The 24,986-nt window shown below is 75.3% G+C and carries 22 protein-coding genes; 15 read left to right on the plus strand and 7 right to left on the minus strand.

Annotation, left to right across the window (positions count from 1 at the left end):
• Positions 1-47 precede the first annotated feature (47 nt).
• The gene (locus ACWIX6_RS22595) at positions 48-1,274 is read left to right on the plus strand and encodes an MFS transporter (protein ID WP_448614685.1); all 1,227 of its coding nucleotides are present in this window, start codon (positions 48-50) and stop codon (positions 1,272-1,274) included.
• 10 nt (positions 1,275-1,284) lie between these two features.
• Here the strand turns inward: ACWIX6_RS22595 and ACWIX6_RS22600 are convergent, their stop codons facing one another.
• From ACWIX6_RS22600 to ACWIX6_RS22610, 3 genes are all read right to left on the minus strand, one after another.
• Positions 1,285-2,142 (minus strand): MaoC family dehydratase, encoded by an 858-nt coding sequence (locus ACWIX6_RS22600; protein WP_448614686.1) that lies wholly within the window; start codon positions 2,140-2,142, stop codon positions 1,285-1,287.
• Positions 2,142-3,497 (minus strand): 3-oxoacyl-ACP reductase, encoded by a 1,356-nt coding sequence (locus ACWIX6_RS22605; protein WP_448614687.1) that lies wholly within the window; start codon positions 3,495-3,497, stop codon positions 2,142-2,144. Before ACWIX6_RS22605 ends, ACWIX6_RS22600 begins: the two co-directional genes overlap by 1 nt.
• A 73-nt stretch (positions 3,498-3,570) precedes the next feature.
• Positions 3,571-4,854, minus strand: coding sequence for an acetyl-CoA C-acetyltransferase (locus ACWIX6_RS22610; RefSeq protein ID WP_448614688.1), 1,284 nt, complete (start codon positions 4,852-4,854; stop codon positions 3,571-3,573).
• Between the two features lie 112 nt (positions 4,855-4,966).
• Between ACWIX6_RS22610 and ACWIX6_RS22615 the strand changes: the two genes are divergently transcribed.
• From ACWIX6_RS22615 to ACWIX6_RS22630, 4 genes are all read left to right on the plus strand, one after another.
• Positions 4,967-5,620 carry a TetR family transcriptional regulator gene (locus ACWIX6_RS22615; RefSeq protein WP_448614689.1) on the plus strand — a complete coding sequence of 218 codons (654 nt, stop codon included), beginning with the start codon at positions 4,967-4,969 and terminating at the stop codon, positions 5,618-5,620.
• A complete protein-coding gene (locus tag ACWIX6_RS22620) occupies positions 5,617-7,632 on the plus strand; it encodes an acyl-CoA dehydrogenase family protein (protein WP_448614690.1) in 2,016 nt (671 codons plus the stop codon). Before ACWIX6_RS22615 ends, ACWIX6_RS22620 begins: the two co-directional genes overlap by 4 nt.
• A 119-nt stretch (positions 7,633-7,751) precedes the next feature.
• On the plus strand, positions 7,752-8,471 hold the full coding sequence (locus tag ACWIX6_RS22625) for a trimeric intracellular cation channel family protein (protein WP_448614691.1): 720 nt from the start codon (positions 7,752-7,754) through the stop codon (positions 8,469-8,471).
• 125 nt (positions 8,472-8,596) lie between these two features.
• Complete coding sequence (locus tag ACWIX6_RS22630; protein ID WP_448614692.1) at positions 8,597-10,159, plus strand: amidase; 1,563 nt, start codon at positions 8,597-8,599, stop codon at positions 10,157-10,159.
• Here ACWIX6_RS22630 and ACWIX6_RS22635 read toward each other — a convergent pair.
• Together ACWIX6_RS22635 and ACWIX6_RS22640 are read right to left on the minus strand one after the other, a co-directional pair.
• On the minus strand, positions 10,156-11,157 hold the full coding sequence (locus ACWIX6_RS22635; protein ID WP_448614693.1) for an IS481 family transposase: 1,002 nt from the start codon (positions 11,155-11,157) through the stop codon (positions 10,156-10,158). The two genes, ACWIX6_RS22630 and ACWIX6_RS22635, sit on opposite strands and share 4 nt — an antisense overlap.
• 130 nt (positions 11,158-11,287) lie before the next feature.
• Positions 11,288-14,146 carry a SpoIIE family protein phosphatase gene (locus ACWIX6_RS22640; RefSeq protein WP_448614694.1) on the minus strand — a complete coding sequence of 953 codons (2,859 nt, stop codon included), beginning with the start codon at positions 14,144-14,146 and terminating at the stop codon, positions 11,288-11,290.
• A 159-nt stretch (positions 14,147-14,305) separates the two neighbouring features.
• On the opposite strand from ACWIX6_RS22640, the gene ACWIX6_RS22645 reads away from it, so the two are divergent.
• Positions 14,306-15,394 carry an EAL domain-containing protein gene (locus ACWIX6_RS22645; protein ID WP_448614695.1) on the plus strand — a complete coding sequence of 363 codons (1,089 nt, stop codon included), beginning with the start codon at positions 14,306-14,308 and terminating at the stop codon, positions 15,392-15,394.
• A 109-nt stretch (positions 15,395-15,503) separates the two neighbouring features.
• Complete coding sequence (locus tag ACWIX6_RS22650) at positions 15,504-15,677, plus strand: DUF1059 domain-containing protein (protein ID WP_448614696.1); 174 nt, start codon at positions 15,504-15,506, stop codon at positions 15,675-15,677.
• Positions 15,678-15,747: 70 nt separating this feature from the next.
• Here the strand turns inward: ACWIX6_RS22650 and ACWIX6_RS22655 are convergent, their stop codons facing one another.
• Positions 15,748-16,668, minus strand: coding sequence for an aldo/keto reductase (locus ACWIX6_RS22655; RefSeq protein WP_448614697.1), 921 nt, complete (start codon positions 16,666-16,668; stop codon positions 15,748-15,750).
• Between the two features lie 348 nt (positions 16,669-17,016).
• On the opposite strand from ACWIX6_RS22655, the gene ACWIX6_RS22660 reads away from it, so the two are divergent.
• From ACWIX6_RS22660 to folP, 4 genes are all read left to right on the plus strand, one after another.
• Positions 17,017-17,304 carry an HU family DNA-binding protein gene (locus ACWIX6_RS22660; RefSeq protein ID WP_448614698.1) on the plus strand — a complete coding sequence of 96 codons (288 nt, stop codon included), beginning with the start codon at positions 17,017-17,019 and terminating at the stop codon, positions 17,302-17,304.
• 186 nt (positions 17,305-17,490) lie between these two features.
• Positions 17,491-18,738, plus strand: coding sequence for a serine hydrolase domain-containing protein (locus ACWIX6_RS22665; RefSeq protein WP_448614699.1), 1,248 nt, complete (start codon positions 17,491-17,493; stop codon positions 18,736-18,738).
• Positions 18,739-18,773: 35 nt separating this feature from the next.
• Entirely contained in the window at positions 18,774-19,718 is a 945-nt protein-coding gene (locus ACWIX6_RS22670) for an acetamidase/formamidase family protein (RefSeq protein WP_448614700.1), read from the plus strand.
• A gap of 95 nt (positions 19,719-19,813) precedes the next feature.
• Positions 19,814-20,674, plus strand: a complete 861-nt coding sequence (gene folP, locus ACWIX6_RS22675; protein ID WP_448614701.1) for a dihydropteroate synthase — start codon at positions 19,814-19,816, stop codon at positions 20,672-20,674.
• Positions 20,675-20,688: 14 nt separating this feature from the next.
• On the opposite strand, the gene ACWIX6_RS22680 is transcribed toward folP, so the two are convergent.
• On the minus strand, positions 20,689-21,270 hold the full coding sequence (locus ACWIX6_RS22680) for a DinB family protein (protein WP_448614702.1): 582 nt from the start codon (positions 21,268-21,270) through the stop codon (positions 20,689-20,691).
• Between the two features lie 122 nt (positions 21,271-21,392).
• Between ACWIX6_RS22680 and ACWIX6_RS22685 the strand changes: the two genes are divergently transcribed.
• From ACWIX6_RS22685 to ACWIX6_RS22700, 4 genes are all read left to right on the plus strand, one after another.
• On the plus strand, positions 21,393-21,782 hold the full coding sequence (locus ACWIX6_RS22685; protein WP_448614703.1) for a VOC family protein: 390 nt from the start codon (positions 21,393-21,395) through the stop codon (positions 21,780-21,782).
• Positions 21,783-21,796: 14 nt separating this feature from the next.
• On the plus strand, positions 21,797-22,222 hold the full coding sequence (locus ACWIX6_RS22690) for a PaaI family thioesterase (RefSeq protein ID WP_448614704.1): 426 nt from the start codon (positions 21,797-21,799) through the stop codon (positions 22,220-22,222).
• A gap of 100 nt (positions 22,223-22,322) precedes the next feature.
• Positions 22,323-23,918 carry a 4-coumarate--CoA ligase family protein gene (locus tag ACWIX6_RS22695; RefSeq protein WP_448614705.1) on the plus strand — a complete coding sequence of 532 codons (1,596 nt, stop codon included), beginning with the start codon at positions 22,323-22,325 and terminating at the stop codon, positions 23,916-23,918.
• A gap of 87 nt (positions 23,919-24,005) precedes the next feature.
• Positions 24,006-24,953, plus strand: a complete 948-nt coding sequence (locus ACWIX6_RS22700; protein ID WP_448614706.1) for an alpha/beta hydrolase — start codon at positions 24,006-24,008, stop codon at positions 24,951-24,953.
• Positions 24,954-24,986: the final 33 nt, after the last annotated feature.

The raw sequence follows: 24,986 nt of genomic DNA on the forward strand, positions 1-24,986 counted from the left end.
GGTCACCCGCCGGTCGCCCGTCGGGCGGCGCGGCCGAGGATGACCGGGTGACCTCCTCGCCCGCCGTCGGCACTCCACCGGGCGCCCCGCCGGCGGGCCGGCGGCTGCTGCTGACCCTGGCGCCGGCGCTCGCACTGGTGCTGGTGGCGCTGTGCCTGCGCGGCCCGTTCGCCGCGGTCGGCCCGGTGGCCGGCGAGCTGCGGGAGGAGCTGGCCCTCTCCACGGCTGCCCTCGGGCTGCTCACCGCGCTGCCGCTGGTCTGCTTCGGGCTGGTCTCCCCGTTCGCCCCCCGGCTGGCCGCCCGGCTGGGCGTGCACCGGGCCGCCCTGGCCGCGGTGGTCGTGCTGTCGGCCGGCGTCGCCGTCCGGCTCGGCGGCACGCCGGGGCTGTTCCTGGGCACGGTGCTGCTGACCGGGGGCATCGCCGTGGTCAACGTGCTGCTGCCCGCGCTGGCCCGCGCCGAGTACGGCGAGCGGGCCCCCACGGTCATCGGGGTGACGTCGTGCGCCATGGCGGCGTCCGCGGCGGCGGGCGCCGGCCTGGCCCAGCCGCTGAGCGCCGCCACGGGCAGCGCGCGGACCGGCCTGGCGCTCTGGCTGGCGGTGACGCTCGTCGCGCTGGCGGCCATCGCCGTCCTCACCCGGGCGCGGGACCGGACCGCGCCTCCGGCCGAACCGGCCCGCCGGGCGATCCTGCGCGACCGGGTGGCCCTGCTGGTGACGGTGTTCTTCGGACTCCAGTCGCTGAGCTTCTACTCCATGCTGGCCTGGCTGCCCGACGTCCTGCAGCAGGACGCCGGCCTCTCCCCCGTCGGCGCCGGTGGGCTGCTGGCGCTGGCCGCGGGCCTCGGCGCCCCGGCGTCGCTGGTGGTGCCCACCCTCGCCGCCCGGCGGCCCGGTCAGGGCCGCTGGGTGCTCGCGGCGGGCGGCCTGATCGTCGGCGCGCTGGCCGGCCTGGCCCTGGCACCGGCCGCGGCGCCGGTGCTGTGGACGCTGCTGTGGGGACTGGGCACCGGCATCGCCTTCCCGCTGGCGATGACCCTGGTGCTGCTGCGCACCCGGGACGTCGCGCAGACCGGCCGGCTGTCGGCGGCCGCGCAGAGCACCGGGTACCTGCTGGCCGCCACCGGCCCGCTCAGCGTGGGCCTGCTGCACGACCTGGCCGACGGCTGGGCGCCGGGTCTGCTGCTGCTCCTGGTCCTGGCGGTCGTCCAGACCACGGCCGGGCTGGCCGCCGCCCGCCCCCGGCTGGTCACCGAGCGCCCGGCCGGCTGACGTCCTCAGCTCACGCGGGACGGACCGTCCCGAGCAGGTGCTCGGCGCCGCTGCCGGCGTTGCGGACGGCGAGGTCCCAGCCCTGCTCGGCCGTTTCGGTGGCCAGTGTGACGGTGGAGGGCAGGAACAGCGGCTTGCGGAAGGAGACGTCCACGTCGACGGTGTCGGGCAGCCGCCCGGACAGCGCCGCCAGCGCCCGGGCCTTGAGCCACATGCCGTGCGCGATGGCCCGCTTGAAGCCGAACGCCTTGGCCGACAGGCCGGACAGATGGATCGGGTTGGCGTCTCCGGACACCGCGGCGTAGCGCCGGCCGGTGTCCGCGGCCACCCGCCACTGGGCGACGACCCGGTCCAGCCCGCCGACGGTGAGCCGGACGTCGGCGTCCGGCGCGCCCGCCGGAGCCGTCGCGCCGCGGGCCAGGTAGGTCGACCGCCCGCGCCACACCTCGGCGCCGCCGGCCGACACCGACGCGCACAGGTCGACGGTCGCCCCCCGCACGTGCGCCGCGAACCGCTCGGCCCACACCTCGACGTCGAGCGCCTCCCCGGCCGCGACGGGCCGCAGCGCGGTGATCCGGTTGCGCACGTGCACCAGCCCGGGCAGTGCCAGCGGGAACGACCGGTCGGTCATCAGCGCCACCTGCAGCGGGAAGGCGAGCACGTGCGGGAAGGTCACCGGCAGCGTGTCGGACAGGCCGAACCCGCAGACCCGGGCGTAGCCGGCCAGGTGCGCCGGGTCCACCGGGACGCCGACTCGGGCCAGCCGGGTGCCGGGCAGGTCGCCGCCGCGGCCCCGGGCGGTCACGGCCGCCCGGGCGAACAGCGCCGGCAGGGCCGGCGCCTCGGACAGCACGGTGCGCTCGGCCATCACGCCCCCAGCAGGGACTGGCCGCAGACCCGCACGACCTGGCCGTTGACGCCCGCGCTGCCCGGCTGGGCCAGCCAGGCGATGGTCTCGGCGACGTCCACCGGCAGCCCGCCCTGCTGCAGCGAGTTCAGCCGGGCGCCCACCTCGCGCGGGCCCAGCGGCATCCGCGCGGTCATCTCGGTGACGATGAACCCGGGGGCGACGGCGTTGATGGTGGCGCCCCGGCCGGCGAACTCCGGCGCCCAGGCCCGCACCATGCCGATCACGCCGGCCTTGCTGGCGGCGTAGTTGGTCTGCCCGCGGTTGCCCGCGATCCCGGACTGGGAGCTGACCGCGACCACCCGGGCGCCGGGCCGCAGGACGCCGTCGACGTCCAGCAGCGCCTGGGTGAGGTCCAGCTGGGCCTGCAGGTTGACCGCCATGACCGAGTCCCACCGGGCGGCGTCCATGTTGACCAGCAGCTTGTCCCGGGTGATGCCGGCGTTGTGCACCACGACGTCCACCCCGCCGTGCCGCCCCTGCAGGTGTGCGACCAGCCGGGCTCCCGCGTCGGGGGCGGTGACGTCGAGCTGCAGCGCCGTCCCGCCGACCTCGTTGGCCACCTCGGCGAGTGCCTGGCCGGCTGCCGGTACGTCGACGGCCACGACCTGCGCGCCGTCCCGGGCCAGCACCCGCGCGATGGCCGCGCCGATGCCGCGGGCGGCGCCGGTGACCACGGCGACCTTGCCGGTGAGCGGGGAGTCGGGGTCCTCGGCGGCCGGCAGCTCCGCCGCCGACACGCCGACGACCTGGCCGTCGACGTAGGCCGACCGCCCGGACAGGAAGAAGCGCACCGGGCTGTCCAGCGAGGCCTCGGCGCCGGCGGGCACCACCACCAGGTTCGCCGTCGACCCGGCACGGAGCTCCTTGGCCAGGGACCGGACCAGGCCCTCCAGCGCCTGCCGCGCCGCGGCCTGCGCCGGTGATGCGGCCTCGGCGGGCGGGTCGGTCAGCACCAGCACCCGGCCGCTGGGTCGCAGCCGCTTCACCGCGGGGGCGAGGACGGCGTGGGCGGCGGCGAGGTCGGCCGGACCGGTCATCCCGGTCGCGTCGAGGAGCACGGCGGCGAGCCGCTCGCCGTCGGTCGCTCCGTCGGCGGGAGCCGGCGGCCGCACGTCGACCCCCGCGTCCCGCAGCAGCCCGGTCAGCCGCTCGCCCAGCCGTCCGGTGCCAGTCGAGCCGACGACGGCCGGGCCGGGGAGCAGCGGCGAGCCGGGCTCGTGGCGGCGCAGCACGGCCGGCCGGGGCAGGCCGAGCTGCCCGACGATCGTCGTCCCGACGCCGGAGTTGGCGAAGTCGCGGTACCAGTCACTCACGATGGGGTCCTCCAGGTGCTTGAGCCCGAAAAAGCACGCGGGCTCGAGCCCGAAAATGCACGGGGTGGATGGGTCAGGACTCGAGGACGGCGACGACGCCCTGGCCGCCGGCGGCGCAGATGGAGATCAGCCCGCGCTTGCCCGGGCCGGCCTCGTGCAGCAGCTTGGCCAGCGTCGCCACGATCCGGCCGCCGGTCGCGGCGAACGGGTGCCCGGCCGCCAGCGACGACCCGGTGACGTTCAGCTTCGACCGGTCGATCGCGCCCAGCGGGGCGTCCAGGCCGAGCTTCCCCTTGCAGAAGTCCGGGTCCTCCCACGCCTTGAGGGTGGCCAGCACGGTGGAGGCGAAGGCCTCGTGGACCTCGTAGAGGTCGAAGTCCTGCAGGGTGAGGCCGTTGCGGGCCAACAGGACCGGGAGCGCGTACACGGGGGCCATCAGCAGGCCCTCGCCGCCGTGCACGTGGTCGACGGCGGCGGTCTGCGCGTCGACCAGGTGGGCCAGCACCTGCAGCCCCCGGGCGGCGGCCCACTCGTCGGAGGCCAGGAGCACGGCGGAGGCGCCGTCGGTGAGCGGCGTCGAGTTGCCCGCCGTCATGGTGGCGCCCTCGCCCTTGCCGAACACCGGGGTGAGCCCCGCAAGTCGTTCGGTCGATGTGTCCGGCCGCAGGTTCTGGTCCCGGGCCAGCCCGAGGAACGGCGTCACCAGGTCGTCGAAGAACCCGCGGTCGTACGCGGCGGCGAGGTTCCGGTGCGAGGCGACGGCGAGCTCGTCCTGCTCCTCACGGCCGATCCCCCACTCGGCGGCGGTGATCGCGGCGTGGTCGCCCATGGCCAGCCCGGTCCGCGGCTCGGCGTTGCGCGGGACCTCGGGCACCAACTGGCCCGGCCGGATCCCGGCCAGTGCCCTGAGCCGCTCCTGCAGCGTCCGCGCGCTGTTCACCGCGAGCAGCGCCCGGCGCATGTCCTCGTTGATGGCCATCGGCGCGTCGGAGGTGGTGTCCACCCCGCCGGCGATGCCGGACTCGACCTGCCCGAGGGCGATCTTGTTGGCGACCAGGACGGCGGCCTCCAGCCCCGTCCCGCAGGCCTGCTGGACGTCGTAGGCCGGGGTCCGGGCCGACAGCCGCGAGCCCAGCACGCTCTCCCGGGTCAGGTTGAAGTCACGGGAGTGCTTGAGGACGGCGCCGGCCACCACCTCGCCGACCTGCTCGCCCTGCAGCCCGAAGCGGGCGACGAGCCCGTCGAGGGTCGCGGTGAGCATGTCCTGGTTCGACGCCCGCGCGTACCGGGAGTTGGACCGGGCGAAGGGGATGCGGTTGCCGCCGACGATCGCGGCCTTCCGGGTCTGCGCAGCCATGCGGGTGCCTCCAGCGAGCGGGGACGCCCCCTCTCCGGCCGGGGTCGCAACTCTGGCCCGGGAGGGTGACGGATCACTATCGGTACCGACAGTATCAGGTACTGTCCGTGTCGTGAAAGCTGCTGGAGGGCGAGGCCGCGACCGGCGCGACTCGCGGTGGGACGAGCACCGCCGTGCCCGCCGGGAGCAGCTGGTGCAGGCGACCCTGGTGGCGGTGGGCAGGCACGGCGCCGGCGTCGGCATGGAGGAGATCGCCGCCGAGGCGGGCACCAGCAAGACCGTCGTCTACCGGCACTTCGCCGACCGCAGCGAGCTGCACGTCGCCGTCTGCGCCCGGGTCGCCGAGCAGCTCACCCGCAAGCTGCGCGAGGCGATGACCGGCACCGACCACCCCCGTCAGATGGTCGCCGCGGCGGTGGAGACCTACCTGGCCTTCCTCGAGGCCGATCCCGAGGTCTACCGCTTCGTCGTCCACCAGCAGCTCGCCGACCGGCCGCTGGACCCGATCAGCGACCTGTCGGTGCTGGTCGGCCAGGAGGCCGCCGCACTGGTCGAACTGGGCCTGCGCCGCGCCGGCCGGGACCCGGCCGCCGCCGCCCCCTGGGGGCACGGCCTGGTCGGGCTCATCCGGTCGGCCGCCGACTGGTGGCTGCAGGCCGACCGGCCGATGCCGCGCGCCGAGCTCGCCACCCACCTCACCGACCTCGCGTGGACCGGTCTCTCCGGCATCGCGACCTCCGCACCGACTCCCCAGGAGCAGAAGTGACGAGCACCGTCCCCACCTCGGTCGACCCGGCCCGCGTCCAGGAGGTGCTGGACGGGCGCTGGGCGCACGTGCGCCGCAGCGCCCGAGAGCAGCTGGGCCGGCCCGGGTACACCCCGGTCCCCGGCGAGTCGGTGGCCGAGGCCCGCGAGCGGGTGACGGCGCTGGCCCGCACCCTGGCCGGCACGGACGCGGTGCGACTGGGCTTCCCCACCCGCTATGGCGGCGCGGACGACGCCGGTGGCTCGGTCACCGCGGTCGAGATGCTCGCCTTCACCGACCTGTCGCTGATGGTGAAGGCCGGCGTGCAGTGGGGCCTGTTCGGCGGTGCGGTCCAGGCGCTCGGCACGGCCCGGCACCACGACGCGTACCTGCCGGCGATCATGGCCCTCGACCTGCCCGGCTGCTTCGCGATGACCGAGACCGGCCACGGCTCCGACGTCCAGCTGCTGCGGACGACGTGCACCTACGACCCGCGGACGCAGACCTTCGACCTGCACACCCCGCACCAGGCCGCCCGCAAGGACTACATCGGCAACGCCGCCCGGGACGGCCGGATGGCGGTCGTCTTCGCCCAGCTGGTCACCCAGGGGCAGGGCCGGGGCGTGCACGCCTGGCTCGTCCCCATCCGGGACGAGGACGGGCAGCCGCTGCCCGGGGTCACCATCGGCGACGACGGGGCCAAGGCCGGGTTGCTCGGCGTGGACAACGGCCGGCTCGCCTTCGACCACGTGACCGTGCCCCGGGACATGCTGCTGGACCGCTACGGCTCCGTCGCCCCCGACGGCACCTACTCCAGCCCCATCGAGAACGAGACCCGCCGCTTCTTCACCATGCTGGGCACGCTGGTGCGCGGCCGGGTCAGCGTCGGTGGCGCGGCCGGCTCGGCCACCAAGCTCGCGCTGGAGATCGCCGTCCGCTACGGCGACACCCGCCGCCAGTTCACCGCCCCCGGCCGGGAGCGCGAGGTGGTGGTCAACGACTACCGCGTGCACCAGCGCACCCTGCTGCCGGCGCTGGCGCGCAGCTACGCGCTGCACTTCGCCCAGGAGGAGCTGGTGTCCGCGCTGCACGACGTCCAGCGCGCGGCGCAGCCGGACGAGGCGGCGCAGCGTGAGCTCGAGTCCCGCGCCGCCGGGCTCAAGGTCGCCCAGACCTGGCACGCCACCCGGACCATCCAGCAGTGCCGGGAGGCCTGCGGCGGCGCGGGCTACCTGGCGGAGAACCGGCTGCCCGGGCTCAAGGCCGACACCGACGTCTTCACCACCTTCGAGGGCGACAACACCGTCCTGCTGCAGCTGGTCGCCAAGGGGCTGCTCACCGGCTACCGGGACGCCTTCGGCTCGCTGGAGGGCTGGGGCCGGGTGGCCTTCGTCGCCGAGCAGGTCCGCGAGACGGTCCTCGAGCGCACCGCGGCCCGCGGCCTGATCCAGCGGCTGGTCGACGCCGTCCCCGGCCGGGACGACGACGTCGCCCTCACCGACCGCGGCTGGCAGCTGCGCACCTTCGAGGACCGCGAGAAGCACCTGCTCAGCGGGGCCATCAAGCGGCTGCGCCGGAACGCCGCCCGCCGGGACCTGACCCCCTTCGACGTCTTCAACGACGTCCAGGACCATGTGCTGCTCGCCGCCCAGGCGCACATCGACCGGGTGGTGCTCGAGGCGTTCGTCGCCGCCGTCACGCGCACCGCCGACCCGGCGGCACGCGCGCTGCTGGACGCGGTCTGCGACCTGTTCGCGCTGTCCACGATCGAGGCGGACAAGGGCTGGTTCCTCGAGCACGGTCGGCTCACGCCGGCCCGGGCCCGGGCACTGACCGGCACGGTCAACGAACTGCTGGGCCGACTGCGCCCGCACATGCGGACGCTGGTGGACGCGTTCGGCATCCACCCGGCCTGGCTGGCCTGCGCGGTCCTGGACGAGGAGCCGGGCCGCCAGGAGGCGATGGCTGCCCATGACGCCGCGCCGCGGGCCGACGACACGGCGACCGACCCGGAGCTGGCGCCGGTCAGTTGATCATCGGCTCGTTGCCACCGACACGGCAGGGCGCGCCGGGGAGGGCGGCATCGAGCCGATGATCAACATGTGAGGGGGCGCTGCGCCGGGCGGCCCGCCGGGCGGGAGGATGTGCGGTCGTGGAGCTCGTGGCGGCGGCGGCCGAGACGCTGCGGGTGCCGGCGGCCGTGGACCTGGCGGCCATCGTCATCGGCGCCCTGACCGGCGGGCTGCTGGCCGCGCGGGAGGGCTTCGCCGTCTCCGGCGTCCTGCTGCTGGCGGTCAGCGGCGGGCTGGGCGGCGGGCTCATCCGCGACGTCCTGCTGGCGCAGGGGCCGCCGGTGGCGCTGACCAACCCGGCGTACCTGCCCACGGTCACGGTGGCCGCCGGTGTGACGTTCTACTTCTCCGGCTGGCTGTCCCGGCTGACCCGCCTGCTGGTGCTGCTGGACGCGGTGACCCTGGGCTTCTTCACGGTGATCGGCGCGCAGAAGGCCCAGCTGGCCGGCCTGCCCAGTGCCTCGGTCGTCTTCATCGGCACCGCCACCGCGGTCGGCGGGGCGGTGATCCGCGACGTCCTGCTGGCCCAGCGGGCCGACATCGTCCAGCCCGGCCCCTACAACGCGGTCGCCGCGCTGATCGGCGCCAGCGCCCTGACCGTGCTCGCCGGCCCGCTGGAGATGCCGCCGCTGCCGGTCGCCGCGATCGTCATCGTGCTGGTCGCCACGCTGCGGGTGCTGTCGGTGTGGCGGGGCTGGGAGGCGCCGGTGGCCGTCGACCTCCCGGAGCGGGCCCGCAACCGCCTGCTCGGCCGCCGCGATCCCGACCGGCGGTGGGGACGGCGGCGACGGGGACGGTGAGCGGGACGGCGACCTGGACCTGGCGGACCCCGGGCTCGTAGCCTTCCGCCATCGCCGCGGCAGGACGGGCGGCACCCCGCACCGGGCCGGCGCGCTCCGACGGCCCGGGGAACGAAGGAGTCCCCATGGCCGTCGTCCCACCCGACAAGGACCAGGTCGGAGCCCTCGCCCGCGGCTACGGCATGAACCCCTCGCCCGCCGACCTCGAGGTGTACACCACCCTGGTCGCGGCCTTCCTGACCTCCTACGACGCCGTCGAGGAGCTGTACGGGCAGACCGCTCCGCAGGCGCCGACGGACCGGCCCAGCACCCGGCCGGACGACGCCGACAACCCACTGGGCGCGTGGTACGTGACCACCGAGATCGCCGGTGCCCCCGACGGCCCCCTGGCCGGCTACCGGGTCGCGGTGAAGGACAACGTCGAGGTCGCCGGCGTGCCGATGATGAACGGCTCGAAGACGGTCGAGGGCTTCGTGCCGTCCCGGGACGCGACCGTGGTGACCCGGCTGCTGGCCGCGGGCGCCACGGTCACCGGCAAGGCTGTCTGCGAGGACCTCTGCTTCTCCGGCGCCAGCCACACGTCGCGGACGGGCCCGGTCCGCAACCCCTGGGACCCGACCCGCACCACCGGCGGCAGCTCCAGCGGCAGCGCCGCCCTGGTGGCCGCGGGCGAGGTGGACATCGCCGTCGGCGGGGACCAGGGCGGGTCGGTGCGGATGCCCGCCGCGTTCAGCGGCATCGTCGGGCACAAGCCCACCCACGGGCTGGTGCCCTACACCGGCGCCTTCCCGATCGAGATGACGCTGGACCACCTGGGCCCGATGACCCGCACGGTCGCCGACGCCGCCCGGATGCTGCAGGTGATGGCCGGCCGGGACGGCCTCGACCCCCGCCAGCCGGCCGACGTGCAGCCCCAGGACTACCTGGCCGCCCTGGACCGGGACGTCGCCGGCCTGCGGGTCGGCGTGGTCACCGAGGGCTTCGGCTGGCCCGAGCTGTCCGAGCCCGGCGTCGACGAGGCCGTACGCGCCGCCGCGGCCCGGCTGCGCGACCTGGGCATGACCGTCGAGGACGTCGACCTGCCCTGGCACCGCCATGCGCTGCACGTCTGGAACGTCATCGCCACCGACGGCGCGACCGTGCAGATGATCGAGGGCAACGGCTACGGCTACAACTGGGAGGGCCTCTACGACCCGGAGCTGATCGAGCACTACGGCCGGCAGAGCCGCCAGGTCCCCGACGAGTGGTCGCCCACCGTCACCGCCGTCGCGCTCACCGGGCGCTGGTCGATCGAGCAGCTGCAGACCCGGCACTACGCGATGGCCCAGAACCTGGCCGCCGAGGTGCGCCGGCACTACGACGAGGCGCTGGAGCGCTTCGACGTGCTGGTCCTGCCCACCGTGCCGATGGTCGCCACCCCGCTGGTGCAGCCCACCGACCCGCTGGAGGTCTCGATCGGCCGCGCGCTGGAGATGATCGTCAACGCCGCGCCGTTCGACGTCAGCGGCCACCCCGCGACCAGCGTGCCCGCGGGGCTGTCCGACGGCCTGCCCGTCGGCATGATGATCGTCGGGAGGCGCTTCGACGACGCGACCTGCCTGCAGGTCGCGCACGCCTTCGAGCAGCTGTCCGGGGGCTTCCCCCGACCGCCCGACCGCCAGGCGAGCGACGCCCCAGCCCGGGCCTAGCTGTACTGCCCAGACAGGTTGGTCAGTCGCGTGATTGGGGCGCGACGTCCGATCGCGGTGTGGGGCCGGTGATGGTTGTACTCGTGTAGCCAGCCCGGGAGTGCCTGGCGGCGGGCGTGTTCGCTGAGGAACATCCGGCGGAAGGCCCAGCCGTCGGCCATGGTGCGGTGGAAGCGCTCGATCTTGCCGTTGGTCTGCGGCCGGTAGGGCCGGGTCCGCTTGGGCTGGATGTCCAGCTCGAGGCAGGCGTCGCGCCAGGCGTGGGAGCGGTAGGCCGAGCCGTTGTCCGAGAGCACCCGCTCGGTGGTGACGCCGCGGATGGCGAACCAGGCCACCGCGCGGCGCAGCACGCCGATGGCGGTGGCGGCGGTCTCGTCGTCGTGGATCTCGGCGTAGGCGATCCGGCTGTGGTCGTCGAGCACGGTGTGCACGAAGGCGGTGCCCATCAGCGGGTTGTGGTGCCTGCTGCGAGGTTTGCCCGAGGTGCGCGCGGTGGCGTGCCGGTTGTTTGTGCCCTGCTGGCGGCCGAGGTATCGCCAGCCGCCGCCGTCGGGGATGTTGCCCAGCTTCTTGACGTCGACGTGCAGCAGCGAGCCGGGGTGGTCGTGTTCGTAGCGGCGGGCCCGCTCGCCGGTGCGCCGGTCGATGTGGGAGAGCCGGTGGATCTGGCAGCGCCGCAGCACCGCGTAGACCGTGGAGGCCGGCACCCCCAGTCGGGCGCCGATCTCCACCGGTCCCAGTCGGTGGCGCCAGCGCAGCTGCACGATCTTGCGGACCACCGGCCGCGGCGTACGGCGGGGGCAGCGGTGCGGGCGTGAGCTGCGGTCGACCATGCCGGCTGGCCCGGCCTGGCGGTAGCGCTCCGCCCAGCGCTTGGCCGTGGGGTAGGCGACCTGGAACACCGCCGCGGCGTAGGAGACGGTCCAGCCGTCCTCAACCACTGCGCGGGCCAGACGCAGACGCATGCGAGGGGTCAGAGCGGCATTAGCGTGGGCCACGAGGACCTCCGGGTTCGTGTCGTGGATGCCTTCAGCAGCTCCACTCCACGTCCGGAGGTCCTCCTCCACAAGATCGGTCAGTCAGATCCTGTGGTCACACGTCCTCGACCAACGTCTCCGGTCAGTACACCTAGCCGGCCCCGGCTCCCGGGACGACGTCGGGCGCCGGCTCGATGCCCGGGGGGACCCGTTGCGGACCGGCCTCGGGGGGCCGGGGCCGGTCCTGCGGGTGCAGCCGGACGGCGAGCAGGGCGACGTCGTCCTCGGTGTCGGGCAGGTACAGGCGGGCCAGCAGCCGGTCGCACATCTCCTGCAGCGGCAGCCCGGCCAGCTCCGCGGCGACCTCGCGCAGCTCCTCCATGCCGGCGTCCAGGTCGCGGTCGCGGCGCTCGACCAGCCCGTCGGTGTAGAGCAGCAGCGTGCCGCCCCGCTGGATCACCGCGACCCGGTCGACCCGCGGTGTGCCGGCGTCGACCCCCAGCAGCAGGTCCGGGGGACCCCCGTCGAGCAGGGTCGCCGAGCCGTCGGGTGACAACAGCAGCGGCGGCGGGTGGCCGGCGGTCGACCACCGCACCCGGGTCTCCCCCGCCCGCAGCTCCGGGTCGTCCTGCTCGAGCCGGGCCACCAGCGCCGTCGCCATGGTGTCCAGGTCCAGGCCCCGTGCCGCCCGGTCCAGCCCGCTGAGCACCTCGGCCGGGGTGCCGCCGGTGTGGTGGCCGATGCCGCGCAGCAGCCCGCGCAGCTGGCCCATCGCGGCCGCGGCCCGGCTGTCGTGGCCCACGACGTCCCCGATGACCAGCACCGTCCCCCCGGCGGGCTGGACGAACGCGTCGTACCAGTCGCCGCCGATCTCCGCGCCGGCGGCGGCGGGCACGTACCGGACGGCGATCTCGCAGTGGTCCGGGGCGGGCGGCGCGGTGAGCAGACTGCGCTGCAGCGTCTCGGCCAGCTGCCGCTGCTCCCCGAACAGCCGCGCCTGCTGGAGGGCCGACCCGGCGCGCCGGCCCACCTCGAGGGCGGTCTCCAACTCGGCCGGCGTCTGCGGGGGGCGGCCGGCGCCGTTGAACAGCCCCAGCGCCCCGAGCGTGCGACCGCCGGCGGTCAGCGGGACGACGATGCCGGACGCCGGGGCCAGCCCGGCCAGCACCCGCCGGGCCTCCTGCCCGGACAGCGACCGGTCCAGGACGTCGGGGTCGATCGTGCGGAGGACCACCGGCCGGCCGGTCCGGACGACCTCCGCCGTCCTCGACGCCGACGTCAGCTCGGCGAGCATGGCGCGGACGTAACGCTCCAGTTCGGCCTTGCGGGCCCGGTCCGAGTGCGCCGAGGCCATGTCCCGGAGCCGGCCGTGGTCGTCGGTGACGAACAGCCAGCACCAGTCGCCGAGCGCGGGGACCACCCGTTCGGTCAGCCGGCCGATCTGCTCGGTGATGTCCAGGGTCCCCGCGAGCACCTCCCCGACGTCGGCGAGCAGCCGCAGACGGGCGTTCGCCGCGGCCATCTCCGCCACGGCGGCGTCCCGCTCCGCGTCGGCCTGCAGCCGCATGACGCTGAGCCCGATCTGGGCGGTCAGCGCCTCCAGCACCTCGACGTCGTCGTCGGTGAACCCGTGCTCGGTGTCCCAGACCGCCACGAACGCACCGAGCAGCCGGTCGTCCACCCGCAGCGGCAGGGCGGCCAGGGCGTGGGCGTCCAGCAGCCGGCTCATCTCCGCCATCCCCGGGAAGCGGGCGGCCGCCTCGACCGGGTCGGGCAGCAGCACCCGCTCGCCGTGCCGGGCCACCCACTGGGTGGGCAGCTGGTCGTCGAGGGGGACCTCCACGCCGTCGGGCGGGACGTCGACGCCCGCCTCGGCGGCCCGGACCTCGACGATGTCCTTGAGCCGGCTGCCCATGTGCAGCCGCAGGGCGCCGGACGCCGGGTCGAACACCGCCAGCGCCCCGGTCCGGGCACCCAGCACCTCGGCGCCGCGGAGGGTGATCTGGGCGAGCTGGTCGAGCCGACGGGCGCCGGCCAGGTCCGCGGCCACCTCCGCGATCGCGGCGGTCCGCCGGAGCGCGTCCAGCCGTTCGTGCGCCTGGCGCCGTCCCTCGGTGACGTCCACCAGCGCGCCGAGGAACCGCACCGCCCGGCCGGCCGGGTCCGACAGCACCCGGCCGCGGGCCGCTGCCCAGCGGACGGCGCCGTCCTCGCGCAAGAGGCGCAGCTCGACGGCGTACTCCCCGCGGGACTCGATGGCCGCCGCCATCGCCGCCCGCACCGGGGCACGGTCGTCCGGGTGGATCCGCTCGAAGACGACCTCGACCGAGTCCAGCTCCATCCCGGAGGGCAGTCCGAACAGCCCGGCGCAGCGGTCGTCCCAGCTGACCCGGCCGGTGTCCAGGTCCACCTCCCAGACGCCGACCATGCTGGCCTCCAGCGCCACCTCGAGCCGGGTGAGGGAGGCCCGCAGCTCGGCGGAGGCAGCGGCCAGACCGAGCTCGGTCACCACCGCCGACGCCACCTCACCGGCCAGCGCGACGTCCTCGGCCGACCAGGCCCGCGGGGTCGGGGAGAGGACCGTGAGCCCGCCGACCGCGTGCCCGGACAGCACCAGGGGCAGGGACAGGCAGGCGCACACCTGCCCGGACGCGACCGCCGGCACCCCGGCCAGTCGAGGGTCGTGGGGCGCGTCGGGCACCACCAGCGGCGCACCCAGCCGCAGGGCGACCGAGCCGGGCGCGTCCTCCACCGGGCTGGCCGGGCCCACCACGGTCGGCCGGCCGGCCCCGCCCACGGCCACCGCGACGTCGGTGAACAGGACCACCTGGGCGGTCTCCACCCGCAGCAGCCGGGTGGTGAGACCGGCGAGCCGGTCGAAGGGCGCGCTGCCGGGCAGCTCGGCGAGCAGCCGGCGGGTGAAGGCCAGCCGCGCCGGGTCCAGCAGCGGGTCAGGGGTCCCCAGGGCGCTCGGGTCAGGGGTCCCCAGGGCGCTCGGGTCGGGCACCACGGCGGACCTCCTCCTCTGCCCGTCGGGACGGTGGCCTGGCGGCAACGACTGCCCATGCTGTCACGGCACCGGCCGCGCGCCCGGTTCCACGGGGCACTCGGCGGGGTGAGGTCGCTCAAGGACCGTCGGGGACGGGCCGATGGCCGGGGGGTGACGACGATGCTCCCGCAGCAGCGCTGGGACTGCCGGCCCCTGCTGGCCGACCCCGACGACCTCACCGTCGTCTTCCAGCCGATCGTGGACCTGGCGTCGGCCAGCATCGCCGGCTACGAGGCGCTGGCCCGCTTCCCGGGCACGGCGACCCCCGACGTCTGGTTCGCCGCCGCCGCGGAGGCCGGGCTGGGCGCGGAGCTGGAGGCGCTGGCCATCGACCGGGCCCTCGCCGCGCTGCCGGACCTGCCGCCGGACACCTTCCTGACCGTCAACGTCAGCCCGCACCTGCTGGGCAGCGCACCGGTCGCCGCCGCGCTGGCGGCACCCGCGACCCTCAGCCGGGTCGTGGTCGAGCTGACCGAGCACACGCCGGTCGAGGACCTCACCGCACTCCGCGAGCGGACGGCCGCGCTGCGGGGCCGCGGCGCGCTCATCGCCATCGACGACGCCGGCTCCGGCTACTCGGGCCTGCAGCAGCTCGCCGAGCTCCGTCCGCAGCTGGTCAAGCTGGACCGGGCGCTGGTGACCGGGGTCGACGACGACCCGGTCCGGCTGGCGCTCGCCGAGATGGTCGGCGCGTTCGCCGGCCGGATCGACGCGTGGCTGCTCGCCGAGGGCGTGGAGACCCCCGGGGAGCTCGCCGCCTTCGCCCGGCTGGGCGTCCCGCTGGTGCAGGGCTGGCTGCTCGGCCGGCCGGCGCCGGGGTTCGCGCCGCTGGCCCCGCAGGTCGTGGACCTGATCCGCGGCCAGGTGGCCCGGGCCCGGCTCGCCGAGAGCGTCGCCAGCCTGCTGCGCCCGGTCCGGCAGCACGCCGCCGGCGTCGACGACCGCACCGCACCGCCGCCCTACGTCCTGCTCGACGCCGCCGGTGCGCCGGTGGGCCTCGTGCTCGCCGACCCGCGCACCGGCCAGTCCTTCCAGGCCCCGGCCTCGCTGCGGGTGCCGCCGTCGGCCGGGGTCACCGAGACGCTGCAGCGCGCACTGACCCGCCCGCCGGCGCAGCGGTTCGACCCGGTCCTGTGCACCGCGCGGAACGGCGAGGTGCTCGGCCTGCTGCGGGTCGACGACCTGGCCTCGGCGGCGGCCACCCGCTGACCCCGCCGGACCCCTGAGCCCCCGGACACCGCGTCCGGGTCGCAGCACCCCAGCACGCCCTGGGCCGCCGACCGGTGGGCCAGCCGATCGAGCTCACGGAGGAGCCCACGTGAAGACCTTCGCCTGCGGGGACGTCGTCCCCGGTTGCACCGCCCGTTTCACCGCCGACGACGAGGCGGCCGTGCTCGGCCTGGTGGCCGCGCACGCCTCGGCGGACCACGGCCTGGCCACCGTCTCCCCGGAGCTGGTCGACGCCGTCCGCGGGGCCATCGTCAGCGCGTAGTACTCGGACCCTCCGGCCCCCCGGCAGGGTCCCACCGCGAGCGTGCGAGCGGTGGGGGGCCGGGGGTCCTTCAACTCGCGTCGGTGAGGCGCTGGCGCTGCTCGTCGGTGAGCACCAGGTCCTGCATGGGCAGCAGGTCGGCCAGCTGCTCCACCGAGCGGCCGCTGGCGATCGGCGAGACGACGGTCGGCTGGTCGGCCAGCCACCGCAGGGCCACCGCCGCTCCGCTCACCCCGTGCGCGTCGGCCACCTCGGCCAGCGCCGCCAGCACCCGGTCGCCCTTCTCGCCCACGTACTGCGAGGCACCCTTGGCCCGCGGCGAGTCGATCTGCTCGCCGGCCCGGTACTTGCCGGTGAGGAAGCCGCGGGCCAGCCCGAAGTAGGGCAGCACGCCCAGCCCGGCGTCCGCGACGACGTCGCGGAGCTCCGCCTCGTAGGCCGGCCGCTCCATCAGGTTGTAGTGCGGCTGCAGGGCGACGTAGCGGGCCACCCCGAGCCGATCGGAGGTCTCCAGCGCCTCGGTCAGCCGCTTCGCGGAGTAGTTCGACGCCGCCACGTGCCGCACCTTGCCGGCCTGCACCAGCGCGTCGAAGGCGGTGAGCGTCTCCTCCAGCGGCGTGCTCTCGTCGTCGTAGTGCGCGTAGTAGAGGTCGATGGTGTCGACCTGCAGGTTCCGCAGCGAGCGCTCGGCCGCCGCCTCGATCTCCCCCGCGGCGAGCGGGTGCTCCTTCTCCCCGGGCGAGGCCTTGGTCGCCACCACCATCCGATCCCGCACCCCGCGCTCGGCCATCCAGCGTCCCAGGACCTGCTCGGAGAGGCCGTTGCCGTACATCTCGGCGGTGTCGACGAACGCGGACTGGGTGCTGGGCGTGGCGTCGAGGAAGCGGTCCAGCAGCGCGAAGGACGTCGGCTCGTCCGCCGTCCAGCCGAACACGTTGCCGCCCAGGCAGAGGTCACTGACGGTCAGGTCGGTCCCGGGGAGCTGAGGCATGGAGGCCACGCTATGTCGGTCAGGGCGTCGTCGCGCGGCGGGCCCGGACCCCCGGGGAGGTGACGGCCGTGGCCCCCGGGCCGGGAAATCCCCGGGAATCCGGGAGGTGCGCTGGCCAGGACGGGGGTCGGCATGGCAGCGTGCCCGGCGTTCCTGGTCGACGACGTGGTCGGCCAGACCCGCCCGTCGTCACCGGCTGCCAGTTCCGTCAGCAGTGCGGTGCACGGTGGAGGTCCCGGCGTCCGCCCTTGGACGACCGGGGTGCGTGCCCGGCGCGAGCCGGGCACCGACGACGAACGGCGGTCGCCCTCCCGGGCCGACCGCCCGAGACACTGGAAGAGGACCCCGATGAACAAGGCCGAACTCGTCTCCGCCATCGCCAAGCGCGCCGACGTGCCCGCGTCGACCGTCGACTCCGTGATCGACGGCCTCCGCGAGGAGCTGGTCGAGGCCATCACCCGCGGCGACAAGGTGGCCCTCCCCGGCCTGCTGACCGTCGAGCGCACGCAGCGTTCCGCCCGCACCGGCCGCAACCCGCAGACCGGCGAGTCGATCGACATCGCCGCGGCCAACACCGTCAAGGTGACCGCCGGCTCGGTCCTGAAGAAGGCCGCGAGCGCCGTCCCCGTCAAGTGAAGGACCCCCTTCCTCCCCACCCTTCGCGAGCTCAGGGCGGGGCCCTGGAAGGGGGCCATCCGGGTGGCCCGGCAGCGGAGCCACCTGCGTGACGAATGCGCCCCCGCGCCGCTCCTGACCGCGTGTCAGGATGCGGGCGGGGGCGCCGCTCGTCCGGGAAGCGGGACCCACGACACGGGGGTGCCCATGACGGCCGTGCAGACCGACCTGTCCGTGACCACCGACCCGACCGAGGTCGGGTTCGACGCGGCCCGGCTGCTGCGGCTGGACCGGCGCCTGGCGCGCTGGGTGGACGAGGGCCAGCTGCCCGGGTTCCTGGTCACGGTGGCGCGCCACGGGCGGCTCGTGCACGTCGGGAGGTACGGGCACCGCGACGTCGCGGCGGGCTGGCCGGTCACCGACGACACCCGGTGGCGCATCTACTCGATGACCAAGCCGGTGACCTCGGTGGCGGCGATGTCGCTGTACGAGGAGGGCGCCTTCGGACTCAACGACCCGATCAGCCGCTGGCTGCCCGAATGGGCCGACACCCGGGTGTTCGTCGCCGGCTCCGACCTCCGGCCGGTCACCGTCCCGCAGGTCGAGCCGATCCGGGTGTGGCACCTGCTGACCCACACCGCCGGCATCACCTACGGCTTCCACCACGCGCACCCGGTCGACACCCTCTACCGGTCCCGGGGCTTCGAGTGGAGCACCCCGCCCGGCGCCGACACCGCCGAGGTCAGCCGGCAGCTGGCCGCGATGCCGCTGCTGTTCCAGCCGGGCAGCGAGTGGAACTACGGGATGTCCACCGACGTGCTCGGCCGGCTGGTCGAGGTGATCGCCGGGAAGCCCCTCGACGAGGTCTTCGAGGAGCGGGTGTTCGGGCCGCTGGGGATGACCGACACCTCCTTCGGCCTGCGTCCCGGGGACGACCCGGACTCCCTGGCGCGGCTCTACGGCCCCGGGGTCAGCCCGATGCCCCCGGCGTTCGAGCAGGCGGCGCTGTCCCGGCCGGCGTTCCTGAGCGGTGGCGGCGGCCTGGTCTCCACCGCCGGGGACTACCTGCGCTTCGTGGAGATGCTCCGCCGCGGCGGCTCGGTCGCCGACGACCCGGACGCCGGATGGGTCCTCGGACCGCGGACGGTCGCCCACATGGTCCGCAACCACCTGCCCGGCGGCGTGGACCTGGAGAGCTACGGCCGGCCGCTGTTCGCCGAGACGCCGCTGCGCGGCGTCGGTTTCGGGCTCGGCTTCTCGATGGTGCTGGACCCGGCGCGCTACGGCGGGGTCAGCAGCGTGGGTGACTACAGCTGGGGCGGCGCGGCGTCGACGACCTTCTACGTCGACCCGGTGGAGGACCTGACGGTCACCTTCTACACGCAGCTGATGCCCTCCAGCACCCTGCCGGTCCGGGGCCTGCTGCGGCAGCTGGTCAACCAGGCACTCACCTGACGGAGGACCGACGCCCGCCTGGGCAGGACCGGACCGTGGAGTTCCTGGAGGCGGACGAGCGCACGCTGCACGGCTGGTTCGACCCGTCGCTGGCTCCGGTCCTGACGGTCGCCCCCGGGACGACGGTGCGCACGCGCACCCTGGACTCGGGCTGGTCGACCGGGCCGTACACCGGCGCCGACACCCTCGAGGCGCTCGCCGCCCGGCCACGCCACCCGGCGCACGACCCCACCCACGGCCACGCCCTGACCGGGCCGGTCGCCGTCCGGGGCGCCCAGCCCGGGCAGGTGCTCGCCGTCCGGGTGGACGACGTCATCCCCGGCCCGTTCGGGACCACCTACGTGGGCCTGCGGCGGACCGCGCTCAACGAGCGGCTCGGCGTGCTGGACGCACCGACGGTCCGCCGCTGGACGCTGGACCCGGTGGCCGGGATCGGCCGGGACCAGGACGGGCACAGCGTGGCGCTGCGGCCCTTCCTCGGCGTGATCGGCGTGCCGCCGGCCGAACCCGGCCGGCACTCCACCATCCCGCCGTACTGGCACGGGGGGAACCTCGACTGCCGGGAGCTGGTCGCCGGCTCGACGCTGTACCTCCCGGTCACCGTGCCCGGCGGGCTGCTGTCGGTCGGCGACGGGCACGCCGCCCAGGGCGACGGCGAGGTGGCCGGGACGGCGATCGAGTGCCCGATGGACCGGGTCGACCTGACCCTGGACGTGCTGCCGGACCTGTTCGGCGCCCCGCTGCGGACGCCGGTGGCCCGCACCCCCGCCGGCTGGGTGACCATGGGCGTCGCCGACGACCTGCACGAGGCGATGGCGGTCGCGCTGGACGCGATGCTCGACGTGCTGGCGGCCCTGCACGGCATCACCCGCTCCGCGGCGCTCGGGCTGGCCAGCGCGGTGGTGGACCTGCGGGTGACCCAGGTGGTCAACCAGGTGGTCGGCGTGCACGCCGTCCTCCCGGACGGCGCCGTCCGCTGAGAAGGACCCCCCTGCCCGCCACCGCTCGCCCGCTCGCGGCGGGACCCTGCAGGGGGGCCGGGGCGCGGGGGTCCTCCACCTGGTTGGCTGGGCGCGTGCTGCGACTGGGTGCCCTCGACGTGCCCGACGGCCGGCCGGTCGTCATGGCCATCGTCAACCGCACCCCGGACTCGTTCTACGACCGCGGGGCGACCTACCAGCTGGCCGCCGCGGTCGACCGGGTGAGCCAGGTGGTCGCCGAGGGCGCCGACATGGTCGACGTCGGCGGGGTGAAGGCCGCCCCCGGCGAGTACGTCTCCCCCGCCGAGGAGATCCGGCGCACCGTCGACCTGGTGGCGGCGGTCCGGGACGCGCATCCCGCGCTGCCCATCTCCATCGACACCTGGCGGGCCGAGGTGGCCCGGGAGGCCCTCGCCGCGGGGGCCGATGTGGTCAACGACGCCTGGGGCGGGGTCGACCCCGAGTTGGCGGCGGTGGCCGCGGAGGCCGGTGCGGGGATCGTCTGCACCCACGCCGGTGGGCTGCCGCCGCGGACCCGCCCGCACCGGGTCAGCTACCCCGACGTCGTGGCCGACGTCGTCACCCGGACGACGGCGCTGGCCGAGGCCGCCGTCGCCGCCGGGGTGGACCGCGAGCGGGTGCTGGTCGACCCCGGCCACGACTTCGGCAAGAACACCTGGCACTCGCTGGAGGTGACCCGGCGGCTGGACGAGCTCGTCGCCACCGGCTGGCCGGTGCTGGTGGCGCTGTCGAACAAGGACTTCGTCGGGGAGACCCTCGACGTGCCGCTCGACCGGCGCCTGACCGGCACCCTGGCGGCCACTGCGGTCAGCGCCTGGCTGGGAGCCCGGGTGTTCCGGGCGCACGACGTCGCCGCCACCCGGCAGACGGTGGACATGGTGGCGTCGATCCGCGGCGACCGGCCGCCGGTGCACAGCACCCGCGGCCTGGCCTAGTCGGATCGACCTGATCAGGTTCGGCCGACGGCCGCCTCGGCCGCCGCCTGCACGCGGGCGTGGTGGGCGGCCGTGTCGGCCGGGTCCTCGTAGCCCATGTTAGACACCCCCGGTCGCAGGCCGACCGCACCGTCGGCCAGCTCGCGCACGACGTCGGCGTGGCCGGCGTGCCGGTGGACCTCCGCGACGACGTGCACGAGCACCCGCTGCAGCGTCGGCTCCCGGCGCTCGGCCGGCCACCACGGCACCAGACCCCGGGTGTCCAGGTCCAGCGCCGCGACCGTCCCGTCGGCGTGCGCCCACACCCGGCGGTAGCGGGCGACGAGCCCGTCCACCGACTCCTCGGCGGTGGCCCACATGTCCGAGTTCGGCTCCACGTCGCTCCACGGGATCGGCTCGGGGAAGGGCCGGCCGAAGACCTCCCCCAGGTAGCCCGCCTCGATCGCGGTGAGGTGCTTCACGAGGCCCAGCAGGTTGGTGCCCGTCGGCGTCAGCGGACGCCGGACGTCGTACTCCGCGGCCCCCTCCAGCTTCCAGACCAGCACCTCGCGACCCTGGTGCAGGTAGGCGAGCAGGTCGTCCTTCAGGTCGGTCATGGCCGAGGAGGATGCCCCCAGCCCACCGCCGGGTCCAGCGCGTTCCGGGACCCCTGGTCGCGACCGCCCGACCGGTCCAGACTGGCGGCGCCGAGGTCCTGAGCAGCCCGGGAGGTGGCGCCATGAGCGGACGCGTCGTGCACTTCGAGATCCCCTACGACGACCAGGACCGCGCCGCGGCCTTCTACCGCGACGCCTTCGGCTGGCAGGTCCAGGCCATGCCGGAGATGAGCTACGCCCTGGTCTCCACCGGCCCGAACGGTGAACGCGGACCGGCCGAGCCCGGCTTCATCAACGGCGGCATGCTGTCCCGCGACGACAGCCCGTCACCCGGCCCGATCGTCGTCATCGACGTCGAGGACATCGACGCCGCGCTGGCCCGGATCGGCGACCTCGGCGGCGACACCCTGGTCCCCCGGCAGCCGGTCGGGGACATGGGCTTCTCCGCCTACGTCCGCGACCCCGAGGGCAACGTCATCGGCCTCTGGGAGACCGCCGCCCCCAGCAGCTGACTACCTTGCCCGGCATGGCCGCCACCGGGTTCCACACCGCCGACGAGCTCAACGCGCTGCTGCCCGGCACCCTCCCGGGGCTGCTGGGCATCGTGGTCGACACCCACGAGGCGGGCCGGCTCACCTCCCACCTGGACGTCCGGCCGGACCTGCTCGCCCCCAACGGCTACCTGCACGCGGCCACCGTGGTGGCGCTGGCCGACACCAGCTGCGGGCTGGCCACCCGGGCGCTGCTCCCCGAGGGCGCCGTCGGGTTCACCACGATCGAGCTCAAGTGCAACCACCTGCGGACCACCCGGGAGGGCCGGATCGCCGCGGTGGCCACCAACGTGCACGCCGGGCGGACGACGCAGGTCTGGGACGCCGTCGTCACCGACGCGGACGCCGGTACGACGATGGCCCTCTTCCGCTGCACCCAGTCGGTCCTCCGGCCACGCTGACCACCCGCTCGGGTGATCGCTACCGACGGGTAGGCCCGGATGCGCCGGAGCCCCCCGGCGGATGTGAGACTGAGGTCACCCGCCGAGTCGAGGAGCACCCGTGCCGTACCCCAGTCGCTTTCCCGATGTCGAGATCCCGGAGCTGTCGGTCCCGCAGTACGTGCTGGCGGACGCCGCGCGGCGCGGGGACGCTCCGGCGCTCGTGGACGGCCTCAGCGGGGAGACGATCAGCTTCGCCCAGCTGGCCTCCCACGTGGAGCGGGTGGCCGCCGCGCTGCACGCCCGCGGCCTGCGCAAGGGCGACGTCGTGGCGGTGTTCTGCCCGAACACCATCTGGTACCCGGTCGTCTTCCACGGCATCGCCGCGGCCGGCTGCGTGACCAGCCCGATCAACTCGCTGTACACGCCGGACGAGATCGCCTTCCAGCTCGAGGACTCCGGCGCCAAGGTGCTGGTCACCATCTCGCTGTTCCTGGACCGGGCGCAGGCCGCGGTCGCGCAGCAGCCGGTCGACGAGGTGATCGTCCTGGACGGCGCCGAGGGGCACGCGTCGCTGCGCGACCTGCTCACCAGCGACGCGCCGTCGGTCGAGGTGGACATCGACCCGGCCACCGACCTGGTCACCCTGCCCTACTCCAGCGGCACCACCGGGCTGCCCAAGGGCGTCATGCTCACCCACCGCAACCTGGTGGCCAACGTCGCGCAGTGCCGCCCGCTGTTCGACCTGCAGGAGGGCGACGAGCGGGTCATCGCCGTCCTGCCGTTCTTCCACATCTACGGGCTGACCGTGCTGATGAACCAGGGCCTGGCCTGGGGGTGCACGGTGGTGACGCTGCCGCGCTTCGACCTCGAGCAGTTCCTGCGGACCATCCAGGACCAGCGGGTCACGCGGGCCTACGTCGCCCCGCCGATCCTGGTGGCGCTGGCCAAGCACCCCCTGGTCGACCAGTTCGACCTCTCCTCGCTGCGCACCATCACCTCCGGTGCCGCCCCGCTGGACGAGTCGCTCGCGCTGGCGGTGGAGAAGCGGCTGCGCCGCGGCGCGCCGGACGGCGTGGTCGTCGCGCAGGGCTACGGGATGACCGAGCTCTCGCCCGTCTCGCACACCACCCCCGAGGCAGCGCACGCGCCCGAGGGTGCCGGCCCGACCCCGAAGGGCACGGTGGGCTACGCGATCCCCAACACCGAGTGCCGGCTGATCGACCCGGCCACCGGCGAGGACGCCGCCCCCGGCGAGCGGGGTGAGCTGTGGGTCCGCGGGCCGCAGGTGATGGCCGGGTACCTGAACAACCCGCAGGCGACCGCGGCCACGCTGGACGCCGAGGGCTGGCTGCACACCGGCGACGTCGCGGTCGTCGACGAGGCGGGCCGCTACTCCGTCGTCGACCGGGTCAAGGAGCTGATCAAGTACAAGGGCTACCAGGTCGCCCCGGCCGAGCTCGAGGCCGTGCTGCTCGGCCACCCGGAGATCGCCGACGCCGCGGTGATCGGCGTCCAGGACGCCGACGGCGAGGAGCTGCCCAAGGCCTTCGTCGTCCGCACCCCCGGCTCGTCGATCAGCGCGGACGACGTGATGGCCTTCGTCGCCGAGAAGGTGGCCCCGCACAAGAAGGTCCGGCAGGTGGAGTTCATCGAGGCGGTGCCGAAGTCCGCGGCCGGCAAGATCCTCCGCAAGGACCTCAAGGCCCGGGTCTAGCGGAAGGACCCCTCCTCCCCACCCCTCGCGAGCTCGGGGTGGTGCCCTGGAGAGGGCCGTGGACCACCGGACCGATGGGGAGTGCAGATGGCACGGATGGACCTGCGGGTGCGGCTGGCCGGCCGCGCCCTGGGCGCCTTCTCGGTCGCCCGGATGGACGACGCCCGGCTGCGGCGCGTCCAGCAGCAGCGGATCCCGCACAACCCGCTCACCGACCTGCTGTTCGGGCCGGTCGCCCCGGGCGTGGAGCTGTCCGACGAGTCCGCGACCGGCGCTGACGGACCGGTCCCGGTGCGGGTGTACCGCCCGCACGGGGCCGGTCCGGGGCCCCTGCCGCTGGTGGTCGCCTTCCACGGCGGGGGCTGGACGCTCGGCTCGCTGGAGTCCGGCGACTGGCTGTGCAGCTCCGTCGCGGCGGCACTGCCGGCCGTCGTCGTCTCGGTGGACTACCGGCTGGCACCGGACCACCGCTGGCCGGTCGCGGCCGAGGACTGCTACGCGGCGCTGGTCGACGTCGCCGGCCGGGCGGCGGCCCTGGGCGCCGACCCCGGGCGGCTGGCGGTGATGGGCGACAGCGCGGGCGGGAACCTCGCCGCGGTGGTCAGCCTGATGAGCCGGGACCGGTCGGGGCCGGCCATCGGCTTCCAGGGCCTGGTGTACCCGGCGACGGACCTCACGCTGGGCAGCCCGTCGCTCGAGGAGAACGCGCACGCACCGATCCTGAGCCGGGCCGACGTGGTGGCGTTCCGCGACCACTACCTGGGTGGCCAGGACCCCGCCGCGCCGCTCGCCTCCCCGCTGCACGCCCCCGACCACCGCGGGCTCCCGCCGGCGCTGGTCCAGGTGGCCGAGCACGACCCGATCCGGGACGACGGGCGGCGCTACGCCGAGGTGCTGCGCGAGGCCGGCGTGCCGGTGCAGCTGACCGAGTACGTCGGCATGCCGCACGGCTACCTGAGCTTCCCGCGGCTGTGCCGGTCCGCGCCCCAGGCGCTGGCCGAACTGTGCACCGAGATGGGCCGGGCGCTGGGCTGAGGAAGGACCCGCGCACGCCCGGGGCGAGGAAGG

The organism is Modestobacter sp. URMC 112 (assembly GCF_053502575.1).

Coding starts and splice junctions, on each gene's coding strand:
- ACWIX6_RS22600 (WP_448614686.1), bottom strand. CDS start 2,142: ATGGCCGAGCGCACCGTGCTGTCCGAGGCGCCGGCCCTGCCGGCGCTG.
- ACWIX6_RS22610 (WP_448614688.1), bottom strand. CDS start 4,854: ATGGCTGCGCAGACCCGGAAGGCCGCGATCGTCGGCGGCAACCGCATC.
- ACWIX6_RS22630 (WP_448614692.1), top strand. CDS start 8,597: ATGGCCGTCGTCCCACCCGACAAGGACCAGGTCGGAGCCCTCGCCCGC.
- ACWIX6_RS22645 (WP_448614695.1), top strand. CDS start 14,306: ATGCTCCCGCAGCAGCGCTGGGACTGCCGGCCCCTGCTGGCCGACCCC.
- ACWIX6_RS22655 (WP_448614697.1), bottom strand. CDS start 16,668: ATGCCTCAGCTCCCCGGGACCGACCTGACCGTCAGTGACCTCTGCCTG.
- ACWIX6_RS22660 (WP_448614698.1), top strand. CDS start 17,017: ATGAACAAGGCCGAACTCGTCTCCGCCATCGCCAAGCGCGCCGACGTG.
- ACWIX6_RS22665 (WP_448614699.1), top strand. CDS start 17,491: ATGACGGCCGTGCAGACCGACCTGTCCGTGACCACCGACCCGACCGAG.
- ACWIX6_RS22680 (WP_448614702.1), bottom strand. CDS start 21,270: ATGACCGACCTGAAGGACGACCTGCTCGCCTACCTGCACCAGGGTCGC.
- ACWIX6_RS22685 (WP_448614703.1), top strand. CDS start 21,393: ATGAGCGGACGCGTCGTGCACTTCGAGATCCCCTACGACGACCAGGAC.
- ACWIX6_RS22690 (WP_448614704.1), top strand. CDS start 21,797: ATGGCCGCCACCGGGTTCCACACCGCCGACGAGCTCAACGCGCTGCTG.
- ACWIX6_RS22700 (WP_448614706.1), top strand. CDS start 24,006: ATGGCACGGATGGACCTGCGGGTGCGGCTGGCCGGCCGCGCCCTGGGC.